The organism is Maribacter sp. Hel_I_7, from assembly GCF_000688315.1.
Lineage (GTDB): Bacteria > Bacteroidota > Bacteroidia > Flavobacteriales > Flavobacteriaceae > Maribacter > Maribacter stanieri.
The window spans coordinates 1,644,401-1,660,135 of record NZ_JHZW01000002.1; the positions used below are offsets into that span (position 1 = coordinate 1,644,401).

Here is a 15,735-nt window from a genome sequence, read left to right on the forward strand (position 1 = left end):
GTTTGTTATCTGCATAATTAGTTTCAATTTTGCAGTATAACATAAAATGATAAATCATGATTGTTGGTATTCCAAAAGAAATAAAGAACAATGAAAGCAGGGTAGGTATGACGCCAGGCGGAGTTTTTGAATTGGTAAAAAACGGCCACAAAGTATATGTACAGTCAGAAGCAGGGGAAGGCAGTGGTTTTTTCAATCAAGATTATCAACAGGCAGGTGCTATAATACTAGATACTATTGGTCAGGTTTATGCCATGAGCGAAATGATCGTAAAAGTAAAAGAGCCTATTGAAGAAGAATATAATTTAATTCAAGAAGGTCAAATACTTTTTACCTATTTCCACTTTGCATCTAGTGAAGCGTTGACCAAGGCTATGATCAAGCAAAAAGCGGTTTGTATAGCGTATGAAACAGTAGAAGATGAAGAAGGTACTTTACCACTTTTAACGCCAATGTCAGAAGTTGCCGGTAGAATGGCAATTCAGCAAGGAGCAAAATATTTAGAGAAACCAGTAAAAGGACGTGGTGTATTGCTAGGTGGTGTGCCTGGTGTAGCTCCAGGTAAAGTTTTGGTGCTAGGAGCGGGTGTTGTTGGTATACAAGCTGCTAAAATGGCAGCAGGTTTAGGGGCTCACGTAACTATATTAGATGTTAACATGAAGCGCCTGCGTTATGCAAATGATGTAATGCCACCACATGTAGTTACCGAATTCTCTAATGAATTTAATATCAGAAGACTTATTAAAACACATGATCTAATTATTGGTGGAGTCTTATTAAAAGGAGCAAAGGCGCCAAATTTGATTACCAGAGACATGTTGAAAGAAATGAGACCTGGTACGGTTATCGTAGATGTTGCTGTTGATCAAGGTGGATGTGTAGAAACCACCAAGCCTACAACGCACGAAGATCCTATTTATATAATAGATGATGTGGTTCATTATTCTGTAGCGAATATGCCGGGTGCCGTACCTTATACATCTACTATGGCCTTAACAAATGTAACATTGCCGTATGCTTTAAAGCTAGCTAATTTAGGATGGGAAGCAGCTTGTGAAAAAGACCCAACCTTAAAGAAAGGGCTGAATATAATTAAGGGAGAAGTTGTATACCAAGAAATTATAGAAGCTTTTGGTTGGGAAGAGATAGTCGCTTAACCTGTACAAAATGTCAGTAAAATATGCCCTGCCATTTCCGAAAGGAATTTGGCGGGGTTTTTGCTTTTATAATATTAGATTCTTAGAAAAGAACGAATCTTTAGTATATTTAATCGATTTAAAAATTGAAACGTTATGATGGGATATTATATATTGATTGGTGCCATTGCTTTGGTTAGCTGGTTAGTAAGCAGCAAATTAAAAAGTAAGTTTAAATTTTATTCCAAGGTGCATTTGCAAAATGGAATGAGTGGTGCTGAAATTGCAGAAAAAATGTTGGCTGACCATGGTATACGCGATGTTAAAGTTGTTTCTACCCCTGGTATGCTTACAGATCATTACAATCCTAAAAACAAAACAGTAAACTTAAGTGAGGGTGTGTATAACCAAAGAAATGCATCTGCAGCTGCCGTTGCGGCTCACGAATGTGGTCACGCGGTACAACATGCACAGGCGTATGAGTGGTTAGGTATGCGCTCTAAGTTAGTGCCAATAGTAAGTGTTACATCAAGCATGTCTATGTGGGTTGTTTTCGGTGGTTTGGCTTTAGGTGCCGCTGCTGGAGTAGGATTTGGGTATTGGGTTGCCGTAGCTGGTCTGGTGATGATGGGCTTTGCTACACTATTTAGTTTTGTAACCTTACCTGTGGAATATGATGCAAGTAATAGAGCGTTGGCATGGTTAAAAAATAAAAATATAGTTACGCCAGAAGAATATAAAGGTTCTGAAGATGCCTTAAAATGGGCTGCTCGCACGTATTTGGTAGCTGCAATTGGTTCATTGGCAACTTTAGTATACTGGGGACTTCAAGTTTTTGGTGGTAGAGATTAAGCTAAAACTAATGTTGAATAAAAAAAGCCTTCCAAATTGAGAAGGCTTTTTTTATATACTAATTTGTCTATCTATCTGTTGTGCCAATGATATAAAGGTTTCTGTTCTAGAGACCCCTTCTATAGCTTGTATTTCTTTGTTCAGTACCTGCATTAAGTGTTCATTATCTCTACATAGTACTTTAATTAGAATAGACCAGTTACCAGTAGTGTAATGGCACTCTAATACTTCAGGTATTTTTTCAAGTTGTTTTACCGCCATCGGGTTGCTCATTGCTTTGTCTAAATATATGCCTATGTAAGCCATGGTGGTATACCCTAAAGATTTAGGATTTACAATGAATTTAGAGCCAGATAAAAGTCCTGATGCCTCTAACTTTCTTAATCGTTGGTGTATAGCTGCGCCAGATATACCAATACTTCTTGCAATTTCAAGAACTGGTTTACGGGCATCTTCCATTAAAAATCGTAAGATTTTCTTATCTATTCCGTCAATTTTAGCCAAAGAAGTAGGTGTTTTCATGTTTTATCAAAATAAACATAAATGTACTTATTTGGTTTCAATCTGACAGTTAAAAGGGTTTAGTTAACTACAGAATTTGGATTATAGCCTAAATATGGTAATTCATACTCCTTAAAATTAACACCGTAAGACTCAAGCTCTTTTAATATTGGTTCATATACTTCTTTGCTAATAGGTATCTGTACACCTGGAGTATTAATTTCGCCGTTAAGAATTTTTAAAGCGGCCATGGCAACTGGTAATCCTACGGTTTTTGCCATTGCCGTAAAAGTTTGGTTTTCTCCTGTAACCACTAATTTAGAGTCTATTTGCTTTTTCTCTCCATTTAATTCGTATCCGAATTTATGGTACATAACAATCATGTCTTTCTCTTCGGCCTTTAATGTCCAGCTATCTTCAAGAATCTTTTGGAGTGCCTGTGCGGGGGTCGCATTAGGTATTCCTATTTGTTTTGTCTGGTCAAAAATGTTTAGTTCCAATAATTTGTCCCAACGAATATCATCTTGATCTATTTTAAGGTAGTGCCTCAGTTTTAATTCAACAGAATCGGTTGGGGAATAAGGAAGAAAAAGGTTAATGAACTCACGATAGCTCATATTTTCAGAGTTTTCAATAGTATATGTATCGTCGGTAGCTCCTAATTGTATGAACATATTCCATGCTTTGGAAAAACCTACACGACGCATGGTTCCTCTGTAAATGGTTAAGGCATCTTGTAACTTATATGCTTCCCTGTAGTTTAATGAATCGCGATTGGCATATCCCTCAAAACGACCATACCCTTCAATTTCAAAAAACTCTGTACGTCTAAAAAGTCGGTGGTAAGGTATGTATTTGTATGTCCCTTCTTGAATAAACTTAGCGGTACCACCTTGGCCGGCAAGTACAACATTTCTTGGGTTCCATGTAAATTTATAGTTCCAAAGGTTATTATCATGTTCTGGGGCTACCAGACCTCCACAAAAAGATTCAAATAATATTATTTTGCCACCGTTATCGCGTATACGGTCAATTACTTGCATGGCACTCATGTGATCTACACCAGGGTCAAGACCTATTTCATTCATGAATACGAGTCCGGCTTCCTTAACTTTTTTATCAAGAGCAAGTAGTTCTGGACTAACGTAAGAAGCAGTTACAAGGTGTTTTTTTAAAGTAACACAATCTTTTGCTACCTTAATGTGAAAACGAGCAGGAAGCATTGAAATAACGATATCAGCGTTTTCAATTACTTTTTTCCTTTCAGCATCATCAAAAATATCTAGACCAATAACATTACAATATTCATGGTTGGCGATAGCTGGTGATATTGCATCAGGGTTAATATCACCAATGGTGATTTCTAATTTTTCAGATTCCGCTTTTCCTAAAAGATAATCCAATAAATAAGAGGTGGACTTACCTGCGCCGATAACAAGAATTTTTCGCATCATACGTTTTCAGTATTTTTGATTGTAACGATTTTACTAAGGTATCAAATTGTTACATTTATAAATAATGTTACAGAAAAAGTTATGAAAAAAACAATTTTAGGTACAGCTTGTCTATTTGGACTGTTGGCGGTTGCATTTGGTGCCTTTGGTGCACATGGGTTAAAAAATATAGTGGATGCCCAAGCTGTGGCAACTTTTGAAACAGGAGTTCGGTATCAAATGTATCATGCCTTTTTTCTGTTCGCTCTTGGCTTAATACCTTATGAAATGGTAAAATCTAAAAAGACAATATACCTATGTACAGTAATTGGTGTAGTGTTATTTTCATTTTCAATTTATGTACTGGCCTTGAATTCACTTGTAGATTTTGACTTTAAAGTTTTTGGAATTGTCACTCCTATTGGCGGCTTATTTTTATTGGCGGCCTGGGCATTATTAGGTTACGGAATTGTGAAGTCAAAAATTTTGAAATAGACAGGTTAATACGACATTTTAGTACTTAAATAACGTATTTTCAACCTATAATGGCGCTAGTATGAGTAAAACAAAATTACTGGGATTGATCTTAGGTCCTATTTCATTTATTATAATTCATTTCTTTTTTCATCCAGTAGGGCTTTCTGAGCAAGCCAATGCAGTGCTGGCTTCAACCATTTGGATTGCCGTATGGTGGATTACGGAAGCTATTCCAATTGCCGTAACGGCGCTATTGCCTTTGGTTTTATTTCCATTATCTGGTGGGTTAGAATTATCGGCAACATCAGGTTCTTTCGGTCATAAGTATGTTTTTCTGTATATGGGCGGTTTTATAATAGCTATAGCTATTGAAAAATGGAATTTACACAGAAGAATAGCCTTAAATATCATCAATTTAATAGGATCAGATGTTAGAAAGATTATTCTTGGCTTTATGGTGGCTACCGCATTTTTATCTATGTGGATTTCAAATACGGCAACATCGGTGATGATGTTACCGATAGGTTTGGCGATAATTAAGCAACTAGAAGATAATCCAAAAACAGCTGAAGACGAGAATAAAACTTTTGGGAAGGCATTAATGTTGGCAATTGCCTATAGTGCGTCTATAGGTGGTGTGGCAACATTAATAGGTACGCCGCCAAATTTGGTTTTAGCAGGTGTAATTTTAGATACTTATGGCTATGAAATAACCTTTATACAATGGTTTGCTTTTGGATTGCCAATATCCATTATACTTATTTTTATCTGTTGGAAATATCTAACGAAGTATGCTTTCAAGTTTAAGCAAAAATCCTTTCCGGGCGGTAAGGAAGAAATCAAAAGATTGTTATCTAATCTTGGTAAAATATCATATGAAGAGAAAGTTGTGGCATTCGTATTTGCATTAACAGCTTTCTGTTGGATCACGCGTTCATTTTTATTACAGAAAGTACTACCTGGTTTAGATGATACCATTATTGCTATATTTTTTGCAATCGTATTGTTTTTGATTCCGTCTAAAAAGAAAGGAGATCAGATTATAAATTGGGAAGAAGCGGTAAAAATGCCATGGGGTATAATTCTATTGTTTGGTGGTGGAATGGCGCTGGCAAAGGGATTTGAGGTAAGTGGTTTGGCAGTCTGGATAGGAAGTCAAATGACTTCCTTGGCAGGTTTGCCAATTATTATTTTAATACTAGTGCTGATCGCAGCGGTGAATTTTTTAACCGAAATAACTTCTAATTTGGCAACTACGGCAATGTTACTGCCAGTTTTGGCTCCGATGGCATTGACTATAGATGTGCATCCTTTCGTTTTAATGGTAGGTGCTGCGGTAGCGGCATCATGTGCTTTTATGTTGCCTGTAGCCACGCCACCAAATGCTGTTGTTTTTGGGTCTGGTTACTTAAGAATACCGGATATGGTGAGTAAAGGTTTCTTTATGAATGTTATTTCTATTATTATATTAACCTTTTTCGTATATTTTGTACTCCCAGAGTTATGGGATATTTCAATAAATAGTTTCCCCCAAAAATTTAAATAAATGAAACTATTACTCATTCCAGATAAATTTAAAGGGTCTTTATCGAGTGAAGCCTTTACCAAGGCTTTTATTTCAGGTATAAAAGAATCAGGTATTCCGTATGCCTCTCACTACATCAAAGCATCAGATGGTGGTGATGGTTTTATGAATGCCGTTGCCAGTTACATACCTTGCATTTCTATGCAGGTAATTAGCGAGAACCCATTAGGGAAATTGATTCAATCTTATTATTTATACAATCAGAAAACAAATTCTGCATACATAGAATTGGCAAATGCCTCTGGTATGGAGTTGTTGTTACCAGAACAACAAAATCCTATGTTAACCACAACCTATGGAACTGGTTTACAAATAAAGGATGCCGTAGAAAAAGGAGTAGAGCATATTTATATTGGCTTAGGGGGTAGTGCAACAAACGATGGTGGTATTGGCATGGCTAGAGCTTTGGGGTATCTATTTTTAGATGATAAGGGAGAGAAGTTAGATACAATAGGGTCTAGCTTACAATTATTAAAAACTATAGATGATACAGCCATATCTACAGATTTAAAAAAGGTTAAGTTTTATGCGGTAAATGATGTTACCAATCCATTATTCGGTGAAAATGGAGCTGCTTATGTTTATGCTAAACAAAAAGGAGCAACAGATGTGATTATTGAAGATCTTGATATGGGGCTAAAAAATCTTAATACCATTGTGTCGAAGAAATACAACGTAGATCATGCAGAATTACCTGGTGCTGGTGCGGCAGGAGGAGCTGCTTTTGGGTTGAAAACTTTTTTTGATGCAGAATTTTTAAGTGGTATAGATTTTATTTTAGAGCTTTCTGGTGTTCATAAGCTTTTGGCAAGAGAACGTTTTGATTATATTATTACAGGAGAGGGTAAAATTGATGAGCAGACATTGAATGGTAAATTATTGCAAGGGATAATTAATTTGGGTAGAAGGTATGATTTACCTGTAATTGCTATTTGTGGAAAGTTAGACATCTCTAAAGGTGTATTAAAGCAAAAAGGTATTTTCGATGTATTTGAAATTCAAGATGAGAGTAAGGATCTTGAGTATAATATGAAGCACGCAGCCGTGCTTTTAGCTACAAAAACGGCTGATTATTTCAGTGTAAAATGAAAATCTGTTGTCAAAAAAACACGACTTTTTTTATTTATTTCTTAAAATTTTAATTCCAAAATAACAATAATGCATTTAATAAGCGTTATTGCTTTATAATGTGCATTAAAAGGAATAAAGTGTCTGCGAATATTTTTCATTTTTCACGATTCTTTAATTGAATTCGTATTTCGACGACGAATGCGGCTAATTGAGCACTGAAAATCAGTGGTTCAGCTTTTATTTTTTTAGTTTTACACGAACAAATTTTCTAAAGCATGAAAAGCTCAATGACAAATGCGAATACCATATCCCTAAAACAATATGGGATTACACACGCCAATTTTCATTATCAAGAAACACCAGAACAACTACAAAAAGCCACACTAGAAATGGGTATGGGAGTTGAGACTAGCAATGGTACGCTTGCTGTCAATACTGGTGAATTCACCGGTAGATCCCCTATGGATAGATTTATCGTAAAAGATGATATTACAAAAGATAAGGTATGGTGGGGAAATATTAATATTCCGTTTGAACAAGAAAAGTTTGAATCATTATACGCTAAGGTAATTTCCTATTTAAATGAAAAAGAACTTTTTGTTAGGGATAGTTATGCTTGTGCAGATGAGGATTATAAATTAAATATTAGGGTTATAAACGAATATCCTTGGTCTAATATGTTTGCTTATAACATGTTTCTTCGTCCAACTGAAGCAGAGTTAAAAGACTTTACTCCAGAATGGACTGTAATTAATGCTCCTGGCTTTATGGCAGATGCAGAAGTAGATGGTACAAGACAGCATAATTTTGCAATTTTGAATTTTACAGATAAAGTTGCCTTGATTGGTGGAACAGGATATACAGGCGAGATTAAGAAAGGAATTTTCTCTGCCTTAAACTTTATTTTACCTGTTTTTAAAGAAACATTGCCAATGCATTGCTCTGCTAATGTGGGTGAAGATGGGGATACCGCAATCTTTTTTGGATTATCAGGTACGGGTAAAACAACCTTATCAACGGATCCTAATAGAAAATTAATTGGAGATGATGAGCATGGTTGGACCAGTAGAAACACTGTATTCAATTTTGAAGGTGGTTGTTATGCTAAGGTTATAAACTTATCTGAAGAGCAAGAACCTGAAATATACGGTGCTATTAAACCAGGTGCTATCTTAGAAAATGTAGTATTGGATAAAGATGGTAATGTTGATTTTGCCGATACTTCAATTACACAGAACACAAGGGTTAGTTACCCAATTCATCATATAGATAATATTCAACAACCATCAATTGGTAAGAATGTTAAGAATATTTTCTTTTTAACGGCAGATGCTTTTGGTGTATTGCCTCCAATATCTAAACTAACTCCTAGTCAAGCTGCATATCACTTTATATCTGGTTATACTGCTAAGGTAGCGGGTACGGAAGCAGGTGTTGTAGAGCCGGTACCGTCATTTTCGGCATGTTTTGGAGCACCGTTTATGCCATTACATCCTACTAAGTATGCAGAAATGCTAAGTAAAAAGATGAAGGAGTCTGGTGTAAATGTTTGGCTTGTAAATACAGGTTGGACAGGCGGACCTTACGGCGTTGGTACACGTATGAAATTGAAATACACAAGAGCTATGATCTCAGCGGTCTTAAACGGTGACTTAGGCTTGTATTCGTATGATAAGTATCATATCCACTCCGTATTTGGTGTAGCGCAGCCTAGAGAGTGCCCAGGTGTGCCAAGTGAAGTATTAAGTCCAAGATCAACTTGGAACAATGATGAAAAGTATTACACCACTGCGTTTAAGTTAACAAATGCTTTTAGGGAAAACTTTAAAAAGTTTGAAAGTTATGCCAGTGAAGAAATAAGAAGGGGCGGACCACAACGGTACGCATTTTAAGTCATAAAAAAAGCCTTGCATTGCAAGGCTTTTTTATTATAATGTTATTGAGTGTATTATTTATTTACACTCATAATATATTTCTGTAGTGCCATCGTCATAGATGGTGTTTCAGGTGTTGGGGCTTTAATGTCTATTCTTAAGCCAGCATCTGTAGCTGCATCTACTGTGCTGTTTCCAAAAACTGCTATTCTAGTTTCTTTTTGATCGAAATCTGGAAAGTTTTGTAATAGAGACTCAATACCAGACGGACTAAAGAATACTAAGATATCATAGTATACATTTCTTAAATCAGATAAATCACTAATTACAGTTTTGTAAAAAATAGCTCTTTTCCAATTAATTCCTAAAGTTTCTAAAGTATCTGGAACATCACTTTTAAGTACATCTGATGAAGGAAGTAAGAATTTTTCATCCTTATATTTCTTGATCAACGGTACCAAATCTGTGAATAATCTTTTTCCTACGTAAATCTTACGTTTTCTGTAGACCACATATTTTTGAAGATAATAGGCAACAGCTTCAGATTGGCAGAAATATTTCATGGAATCTGGCACTTTAAAGCGCATCTCCTCTGCTATTCTAAAGAAATGGTCTACTGCGTTTCTACTGGTTAAGATAATCGCAGTAAAATCATTCAAATCTATCTTTTGCTGGCGCACTGTTTTTGCGTCAACTCCTTCTACATGAATGAATGGTCTAAAATCAACCTTTACTTTCTCTTTGTCGATAAGTTTGGAATAGGGGGAGTTTTCCATTTTTGGTTCGGGTTGAGAGACCAAAATCGTTTTTACTTTCATACGCTGCACTATTTTAGAAAGCTTCCCATAATAACTAAGGGTGCAATTTCGAGTGCGCAAAGGTACAAAATAAAATAGAAAAAATAGGTGCTAATCAATTTTTGATAATTCCTTAATACTGTAACCCAACCAATTATATTAATAACGAGAAACAGAATTAACCCAATAATAATTACAATTGTTGAATCTATAAAAACATATGCCAAGAACACATTAGCAATGAAAAGAATAATGCTGGAATAATTAAGGTAGGTTAGTTTCTTAAAAATCAACTCATTAAAGGTATTGTAGGAATTAAATATGAACCCGTTAAAAAGCTGGGACATTGTTTTCGCAGTAATAAATAAGAAAACACCTGCAAGTAATAATGGAAATATGTAAGGGTTTTTTGACTCTGTAGGATTCAAGTAAGCTCGCCAAATAAAAAATATAAATAATGTAGTATTTATGATTTGAAAGATGCTCATTAGAAAATGAAACCAATTAAACAGTTTTTCTTTCTTAGTGTACATGCTAATGTACTTGTTGTTGAAAGGAAGAATAATGAAGTTTAAAAATCGTGGATAATAGATGCTTTTTGCAATTAATGGAAATAGCAAGCTAGCCATAATTGTTATGGTGATCCAATCGGTTTGCCCAAATGTTCTTGCAATAGGTTCCATTAATTTATGGGAATTGGTTTTCCGTTTAGCCCATAAAGAAGCTCATTTTCAGAAATAACTACTCTAAAGTAACCAATGTTTTTCAATTTGGTTTTGGGTAATTGAAATTTAAAATTTGTGGTGTCTTTTTGTTTTAAGAGTGTTGTATTTGGTTCTACGAGTTCTGGTGTTATTTTAAGAGTTTCAACAGGACTTTTGTAGTCGTCCATGTAGGTAACTGCGAATTTCACTTTTTTAAGATCAATGCTTTCTTTGTAAGGATTGTAGACTTCTAGTAAAATGTCCTCATCAGAATTCAATGAAACAGGAGTGTCCTCAATAATACACTCTAATTTACGATACGATTGAAAGTTAGATATGTACTTACCTTTGTAGAGTCCGCCATCTTCTCTTGTATAAGTAAAAGTAGGGTTGTTAGAATATTTTGAGATATAGGCGACATCCTTACCACGTACTTTTTCTTCAGAATCGTTTATGGAATATTGATTCTTACGGTACATAAAATTATTTAAGGAAAATGTTGGCGTGCCGTTAGTATAGAAAGAATACATCGGTGCATTTCTGTATGAGTTCTCAAATACTACAGGAATATTTCCTACTTCTTTTTCAATAGCCTGTGCCCATTCTTTATTACCATGACTTTCGTAAAAGAAATTAAAAAGGAGCGGTTGATAGGCGAGACCCATTCGTAGATAAATAATTAAAACTGTATTGATAAGACCAAGTCTAAAAATCCAAGTTAAGGCTTGCTTGTTTTGTAGCATATAATTGAAAGCGATAACGACTAGAGGAATACAAATAATAATAATCCATTGTGTTTGCACTCTTCTATTAAAACTAGATATAAAAAAGAAGATAAGAACACCGTATGTTAAGTATATAAGTGCTTTGTTGAATAAGTCATTTCCTTTAGTCTTAAAAAGAGCTTTATAGATGAAAGGGAATGTTAGTCCAAATACGGCAACCAGATTAACAAAAAAGCCTAGGGTATATTTCTCAAAACTATAAGCACCATTTGGTCGTTCATATAAATGATATTTTATAGAAACAAAATCATTATCATATAGCCAATAAAAATGTGGTGCGTAACAGCACAGAGCAACAACTACAGATAGCCATGCGTATTTATTGGTTACTAATTTTAGGTTAGATAATAAGACAAAGAAGATGACCAGTACAGCATGGTATTTACTATACATTAAAGCAGCCATAAAAACACCCAGCAATATGGCTATGACAGCTGTAGGCTTTTTTATAAAGTGCTTATAAGTCAATAAAAAACAACTTGTGAAAAATAAAAGTGGTGTGTCTGGTAGAGTGAAAAATCCATACGCATTTAATAATGTCATGGAAAAGACAAGAACAAAAAAGTGTTTTACGTAATCATTCTTTTTTGGATTGTCTATCATCAACCAAAGTAGTAAAATATTGACTGCGGATAATACACAGCTCATAAACCTTACACCAAGTTCTCCGTTAAAGAAAAAGCTGCTTATTTTAACCAAAAGTGCTACCATTGGTGGGTGGTCAAAATAGCCCCAAGCCATATTCTGACTGTAATACCAATAATAAGCTTCATCAAAAATGAGTTGCGTAAAATTGGATTGAATAAGATTTAAAATGAATATTGCAGCTAAAAAAAAGTAAAACTGCTTTGGAATTTTAGTCAACATTTGTATAGGTTACTAAGTGACAAAATTACAAATTTAAGGTTAGCTATCTAGTTTAAAAATTTCATAAAGGTATTGTTGGCCATTTTAAGAAGACTATTAAAACCTTACTTTTGTCGAAACACCTATAAATAACTTATGTCCAGTAGTATTGTAATCATACCTACGTATAATGAAATTGAGAATGTAGAGGCCATAATTAGGGCGGTATTCGATTTGCAGAAAGAATTTCATGTGCTAATCGTAGATGATAATTCGCCAGATAAAACAGGTGATTGTGTTCGTAGTCTTCAAAAAGAGTTTGATGGAAAACTTTTTTTAGAAACTAGAATGGAAAAATCTGGATTAGGAACCGCATATATACATGGTTTTAAATGGGCGATAGCCGAGGGTTACGATTATATATTTGAGATGGATGCCGATTTTTCTCATACCCCTTCAGATTTGTTGAGGTTATTAAAAGCATGTGAAAACGGAGCAGATCTTGCTGTGGGTTCTAGATATAAAAATGGGGTGAACGTCGTAAACTGGCCAATGTATAGGGTGTTATTATCTTATGGGGCTTCTATTTATGTGAAGTTAATTACGGGTATGCGCGTGCATGATCCAACGGCAGGTTTTGTGTGTTACAAAAGACATGTACTAGAGGCTATAGATTTAGACTCCGTTCGTTTTGTAGGTTATGCTTTTCAAATAGAAATGAAGTTTAGGGCGCACTTAAAACACTTTAAAATAGAAGAAGTATCTATAATTTTTAGAGACCGTGTTTTGGGAAAATCTAAAATGAGTTCATCAATTATAAGTGAGGCTATTTGGGGTGTATTTATAATGAAGATGAGAAGTCTATTTTTGAAAAATAAGTTTTAGTTATGGGTAAGATTTTATTAAAAAACGGAATTATTGTTAACGAAGGGATTATTGAGGAAAGTGATATTCTTATTGTTGATGAAATAATCGTAAAAATAGCAAAAGACATATCTGATGCACATGCTGAGGTAATAGATTGTTCAGGTAAACATATTATGCCAGGCGTTATAGATGATCAAGTGCATTTTAGAGAACCTGGTCTTACGCACAAAGGTACTATTGCAACAGAAAGTAGGGCAGCTCTTGCCGGTGGTATAACAACATTTATGGAGCAGCCTAATACAACACCACAAACGACGACTGTTGAAAAGCTTGAAGAAAAGTTTGCAACAGCTGCTAACTCGGCATTTGCCAATTATTCTTTTCTTTTTGGTGGTACTAACGATAACTTGGAAGAGCTAAAGAAATTAGATAAGAATACCTGTTCTGGTATAAAATTATTTTTGGGCTCTTCTACGGGGAATATGCTTGTAGATGACGAAAAAGTAATAGAAAATATTTTCAGAAATACAGAGATGGTAATTTCAGCACATTGCGAAGATGAAACTACCATTCGAGAAAATTTGGCAAAATATAAAGCTGAATATGGAGATGATATTCCGTTAGAATTGCACCCTATTATTCGTAGTGAAGAAGCGTGTTACCTTTCCTCTTCAAGAGCAATAGCATTGGCGAAGAAAACAGGTGCTAGATTACACGTGTTTCATTTATCTACGGGTAAGGAAACCGATTTGTTCCAGAATGATATTCCTTTAGAGCAAAAGAAGATAACTGCAGAGGTATGTATTCATCACCTTTGGTTTTCAGATGCCGACTATGCTAAAAAGGGAACTTTAATAAAATGGAATCCTGCAGTAAAAACAGCAAATGACAGATACATGCTTTGGGATGCTTTGTTAGATGACAGAATAGATGTTATTGCTACCGATCATGCACCACACCTATTAGAGGAAAAAAATAATGTTTATACAAAAGCGCCATCTGGTGGTCCATTAGTTCAGCATGCATTAAATGCTATGTTAGAAAAAGTAAAGGACGGTGTTATCTCATTAGAAAAGATGGTACAGAAAATGTGTCATAACCCGGCAATTCTATTTCAGATAGAGAAGCGTGGATATATACGTGAAGGTTATTATGCAGATTTAGTTGTTGCAGATTTAAATGACCCATGGACGGTTACAAAAGAGAATATTGCTTATAAGTGTAAATGGTCTCCTTTTGAGGATACTACATTCTCATCTAAGGTAATACACACATTCGTTAATGGACATTTAGGTTATAGTAATGGTCAGTTTTCAGAAAAACGAAATGCAAAAAGACTAACATTTAATAGACCATGAGACAAGTACTATTATTAGTTTTAGGAATGTTATTATTTTCTTCTTGTGCAGAAGAATTGATTGAAAAGCCAGATAATTTAATTCCGGAAGATAAAATGGTGTCCATTATAAAAGAAATGGCCATTGTCAATGCTGCAAAAACAACCAATCTTGGAAAGTTAAGGGAGAACGGAATAGAGCCTACTACATTCGTTTTTGAAAAATTTGAAATTGATAGTGTACAATTTGTAGATAGCGATAGATACTATGCTTCAAAACCTCTGAGGTATGAGAATATGTATAAAAAGGTTGAGTCTGAGCTAGAAGCGCAACGTGTACAATTGGATATGGAGAAAAAACTTAGGGATAGTATTAGCCTTGCCAAGAAAACAAAAAAGAAAATAGAGCTAAAGGAAAAGGACTCTATTGCGGCTAAGACTGGTCAGAAATAAATTGCTTAGAACAAAATGCTACTTGTTCTTCTAAAGGTTCAAATTCAATTTGCAATGCTTGTTTAATTTTTGAATTGTTGAATGTATTTGGGTTTTTTAGCCCGTAGATAGTATTTTTTGTAATTGTTCTAGGACTTCCGGTTAGTAGATTTCTTATCTTATCTGCAATTCTGCCAATATTCAGTTGCCAAAATTTCAATGGTTTAGAGGGTGATTTTTTCCCCATAGAAGACGTAATTTTTTGCAAAATCTCTTGGTACGATAAATTTTCTGCAACTAGAATAAAGCGTTCACTGTGAATTGGAGAATTCATAAGCTGAATCATAATGTTCACCACGTCGGTAACGGTTACAAAACCAGAACCACCAGGGGGGTAATAACTATAGCCTTTAGAGGCGGTTTTAAAAAAAGAACCACTACCGCTATTCCAAAATCCAGGTCCAAGAATAACGCCAGGGTTTACAATTACCATTTTTAGTTGTTCTTGAGCACCACGCCAAACTTCCATTTCGGCAAGTTGTTTAGTAATGGCATATGGGTTGGCATTTTGGCGCGTCCATTCGGTCTCTTCATCTGCTTCTTCTTTAGTAATAGTTCTTCCTATTGTGCCAATGGTACTTACATGGCATAATTTATCGACACCTGCGGTAATACACATATTAACAATATTCGCAGTTCCTTCCCTATTGATACGTTCTAGTTTTTTAAAATCAGATGGATTAAAAGAGATAAATGCGGCACAATGGTATACTTGGGCTATATTTTCAAATGCAGTATCTAAGGAAGGAATATCTAAAATATCCCCTTGTACCCAATCAATTTTTTCAAATAATGCTTCGTAGTTGTCTGAATAATAAGAGAAAACTTTTTTTACGTGCGTTAATTTATCCGCTGTTCTATAAAGTGCTCGAACAATATTGTCTTCCATTGTTAATTTCAGTAGCAAATGCGACCCCACCAACCCTGTGCCTCCTGTAACTAATACCATAGTTCAAATTTAGCGAATAGGAGTGAAATT

15 protein-coding genes are annotated in these 15,735 nt (G+C 35.0%); 9 read left to right on the forward strand and 6 right to left on the reverse strand.

Annotated elements, in window-relative coordinates:
* Positions 1 to 56: 56 nt before the first annotated feature.
* Together ald and P178_RS0108750 are read left to right on the forward strand one after the other, a co-directional pair.
* The gene (ald, locus tag P178_RS0108740; RefSeq protein ID WP_027065870.1) at positions 57 to 1,157 is read left to right on the forward strand and encodes an alanine dehydrogenase; all 1,101 of its coding nucleotides are present in this window, start codon (positions 57 to 59) and stop codon (positions 1,155 to 1,157) included.
* Between the two features lie 135 nt (positions 1,158 to 1,292).
* Complete coding sequence (locus P178_RS0108750; protein ID WP_027065871.1) at positions 1,293 to 1,988, forward strand: zinc metallopeptidase; 696 nt, start codon at positions 1,293 to 1,295, stop codon at positions 1,986 to 1,988.
* Positions 1,989 to 2,039: 51 nt separating this feature from the next.
* On the opposite strand, the gene P178_RS0108755 is transcribed toward P178_RS0108750, so the two are convergent.
* Positions 2,040 to 2,510, reverse strand: a complete 471-nt coding sequence (locus P178_RS0108755; protein ID WP_027065872.1) for an Lrp/AsnC ligand binding domain-containing protein — start codon at positions 2,508 to 2,510, stop codon at positions 2,040 to 2,042.
* A gap of 59 nt (positions 2,511 to 2,569) precedes the next feature.
* Complete coding sequence (locus P178_RS0108760) at positions 2,570 to 3,943, reverse strand: saccharopine dehydrogenase family protein (protein WP_027065873.1); 1,374 nt, start codon at positions 3,941 to 3,943, stop codon at positions 2,570 to 2,572.
* An 81-nt stretch (positions 3,944 to 4,024) separates the two neighbouring features.
* On the opposite strand from P178_RS0108760, the gene P178_RS0108765 reads away from it, so the two are divergent.
* The 4 genes from P178_RS0108765 to pckA all read left to right on the forward strand — a co-directional run bounded on the left by P178_RS0108765 (position 4,025) and on the right by pckA (position 8,947).
* A complete protein-coding gene (locus tag P178_RS0108765; protein WP_027065874.1) occupies positions 4,025 to 4,417 on the forward strand; it encodes a DUF423 domain-containing protein in 393 nt (130 codons plus the stop codon).
* Between the two features lie 61 nt (positions 4,418 to 4,478).
* Positions 4,479 to 5,945, forward strand: coding sequence for an SLC13 family permease (locus P178_RS0108770; RefSeq protein WP_027065875.1), 1,467 nt, complete (start codon positions 4,479 to 4,481; stop codon positions 5,943 to 5,945).
* On the forward strand, positions 5,946 to 7,073 hold the full coding sequence (locus P178_RS0108775) for a glycerate kinase (RefSeq protein ID WP_027065876.1): 1,128 nt from the start codon (positions 5,946 to 5,948) through the stop codon (positions 7,071 to 7,073).
* 257 nt (positions 7,074 to 7,330) lie between these two features.
* On the forward strand, positions 7,331 to 8,947 hold the full coding sequence (pckA, locus tag P178_RS0108780) for a phosphoenolpyruvate carboxykinase (ATP) (RefSeq protein ID WP_027065877.1): 1,617 nt from the start codon (positions 7,331 to 7,333) through the stop codon (positions 8,945 to 8,947).
* Between the two features lie 56 nt (positions 8,948 to 9,003).
* On the opposite strand, the gene P178_RS0108785 is transcribed toward pckA, so the two are convergent.
* Genes P178_RS0108785 through P178_RS0108795 form a run of 3 tightly spaced genes read right to left on the reverse strand, consistent with a single transcriptional unit; the run spans position 9,004 to position 12,082 of the window.
* Complete coding sequence (locus P178_RS0108785) at positions 9,004 to 9,747, reverse strand: uroporphyrinogen-III synthase (protein ID WP_027065878.1); 744 nt, start codon at positions 9,745 to 9,747, stop codon at positions 9,004 to 9,006.
* A gap of 8 nt (positions 9,748 to 9,755) precedes the next feature.
* A complete protein-coding gene (locus tag P178_RS0108790; RefSeq protein ID WP_027065879.1) occupies positions 9,756 to 10,409 on the reverse strand; it encodes a DUF4271 domain-containing protein in 654 nt (217 codons plus the stop codon).
* A complete protein-coding gene (locus P178_RS0108795) occupies positions 10,409 to 12,082 on the reverse strand; it encodes an ArnT family glycosyltransferase (protein ID WP_027065880.1) in 1,674 nt (557 codons plus the stop codon). The genes P178_RS0108790 and P178_RS0108795 overlap by 1 nt, the downstream gene beginning before the upstream one ends.
* A 135-nt stretch (positions 12,083 to 12,217) precedes the next feature.
* Between P178_RS0108795 and P178_RS0108800 the strand changes: the two genes are divergently transcribed.
* From P178_RS0108800 to P178_RS0108810, 3 genes are read left to right on the forward strand one after another with little or no spacing between them, the layout of a single operon-like run.
* The gene (locus tag P178_RS0108800) at positions 12,218 to 12,946 is read left to right on the forward strand and encodes a polyprenol monophosphomannose synthase (protein ID WP_027065881.1); all 729 of its coding nucleotides are present in this window, start codon (positions 12,218 to 12,220) and stop codon (positions 12,944 to 12,946) included.
* A gap of 2 nt (positions 12,947 to 12,948) precedes the next feature.
* On the forward strand, positions 12,949 to 14,286 hold the full coding sequence (locus P178_RS0108805) for a dihydroorotase (RefSeq protein ID WP_027065882.1): 1,338 nt from the start codon (positions 12,949 to 12,951) through the stop codon (positions 14,284 to 14,286).
* Entirely contained in the window at positions 14,283 to 14,717 is a 435-nt protein-coding gene (locus tag P178_RS0108810) for a DUF4296 domain-containing protein (RefSeq protein WP_027065883.1), read from the forward strand. Before P178_RS0108805 ends, P178_RS0108810 begins: the two co-directional genes overlap by 4 nt.
* Here the strand turns inward: P178_RS0108810 and P178_RS0108815 are convergent.
* Complete coding sequence (locus P178_RS0108815; protein WP_027065884.1) at positions 14,698 to 15,705, reverse strand: NAD-dependent epimerase/dehydratase family protein; 1,008 nt, start codon at positions 15,703 to 15,705, stop codon at positions 14,698 to 14,700. The two genes, P178_RS0108810 and P178_RS0108815, sit on opposite strands and share 20 nt — an antisense overlap.
* Positions 15,706 to 15,735 lie beyond the last annotated feature (30 nt).

Excerpts from the sequence above, each read along its gene's own strand:
- ald (WP_027065870.1), top strand. The coding sequence starts at position 57 with ATGATTGTTGGTATTCCAAAAGAAATAAAGAACAATGAAAGCAGGGTA.
- P178_RS0108750 (WP_027065871.1), top strand. The coding sequence starts at position 1,293 with ATGATGGGATATTATATATTGATTGGTGCCATTGCTTTGGTTAGCTGG.
- P178_RS0108755 (WP_027065872.1), bottom strand. The coding sequence starts at position 2,510 with ATGAAAACACCTACTTCTTTGGCTAAAATTGACGGAATAGATAAGAAA.
- P178_RS0108760 (WP_027065873.1), bottom strand. The coding sequence starts at position 3,943 with ATGATGCGAAAAATTCTTGTTATCGGCGCAGGTAAGTCCACCTCTTAT.
- P178_RS0108765 (WP_027065874.1), top strand. The coding sequence starts at position 4,025 with ATGAAAAAAACAATTTTAGGTACAGCTTGTCTATTTGGACTGTTGGCG.
- P178_RS0108770 (WP_027065875.1), top strand. The coding sequence starts at position 4,479 with ATGAGTAAAACAAAATTACTGGGATTGATCTTAGGTCCTATTTCATTT.
- P178_RS0108775 (WP_027065876.1), top strand. The coding sequence starts at position 5,946 with ATGAAACTATTACTCATTCCAGATAAATTTAAAGGGTCTTTATCGAGT.
- pckA (WP_027065877.1), top strand. The coding sequence starts at position 7,331 with ATGAAAAGCTCAATGACAAATGCGAATACCATATCCCTAAAACAATAT.
- P178_RS0108785 (WP_027065878.1), bottom strand. The coding sequence starts at position 9,747 with ATGAAAGTAAAAACGATTTTGGTCTCTCAACCCGAACCAAAAATGGAA.
- P178_RS0108790 (WP_027065879.1), bottom strand. The coding sequence starts at position 10,409 with ATGGAACCTATTGCAAGAACATTTGGGCAAACCGATTGGATCACCATA.
- P178_RS0108795 (WP_027065880.1), bottom strand. The coding sequence starts at position 12,082 with ATGTTGACTAAAATTCCAAAGCAGTTTTACTTTTTTTTAGCTGCAATA.
- P178_RS0108800 (WP_027065881.1), top strand. The coding sequence starts at position 12,218 with ATGTCCAGTAGTATTGTAATCATACCTACGTATAATGAAATTGAGAAT.
- P178_RS0108805 (WP_027065882.1), top strand. The coding sequence starts at position 12,949 with ATGGGTAAGATTTTATTAAAAAACGGAATTATTGTTAACGAAGGGATT.
- P178_RS0108810 (WP_027065883.1), top strand. The coding sequence starts at position 14,283 with ATGAGACAAGTACTATTATTAGTTTTAGGAATGTTATTATTTTCTTCT.
- P178_RS0108815 (WP_027065884.1), bottom strand. The coding sequence starts at position 15,705 with ATGGTATTAGTTACAGGAGGCACAGGGTTGGTGGGGTCGCATTTGCTA.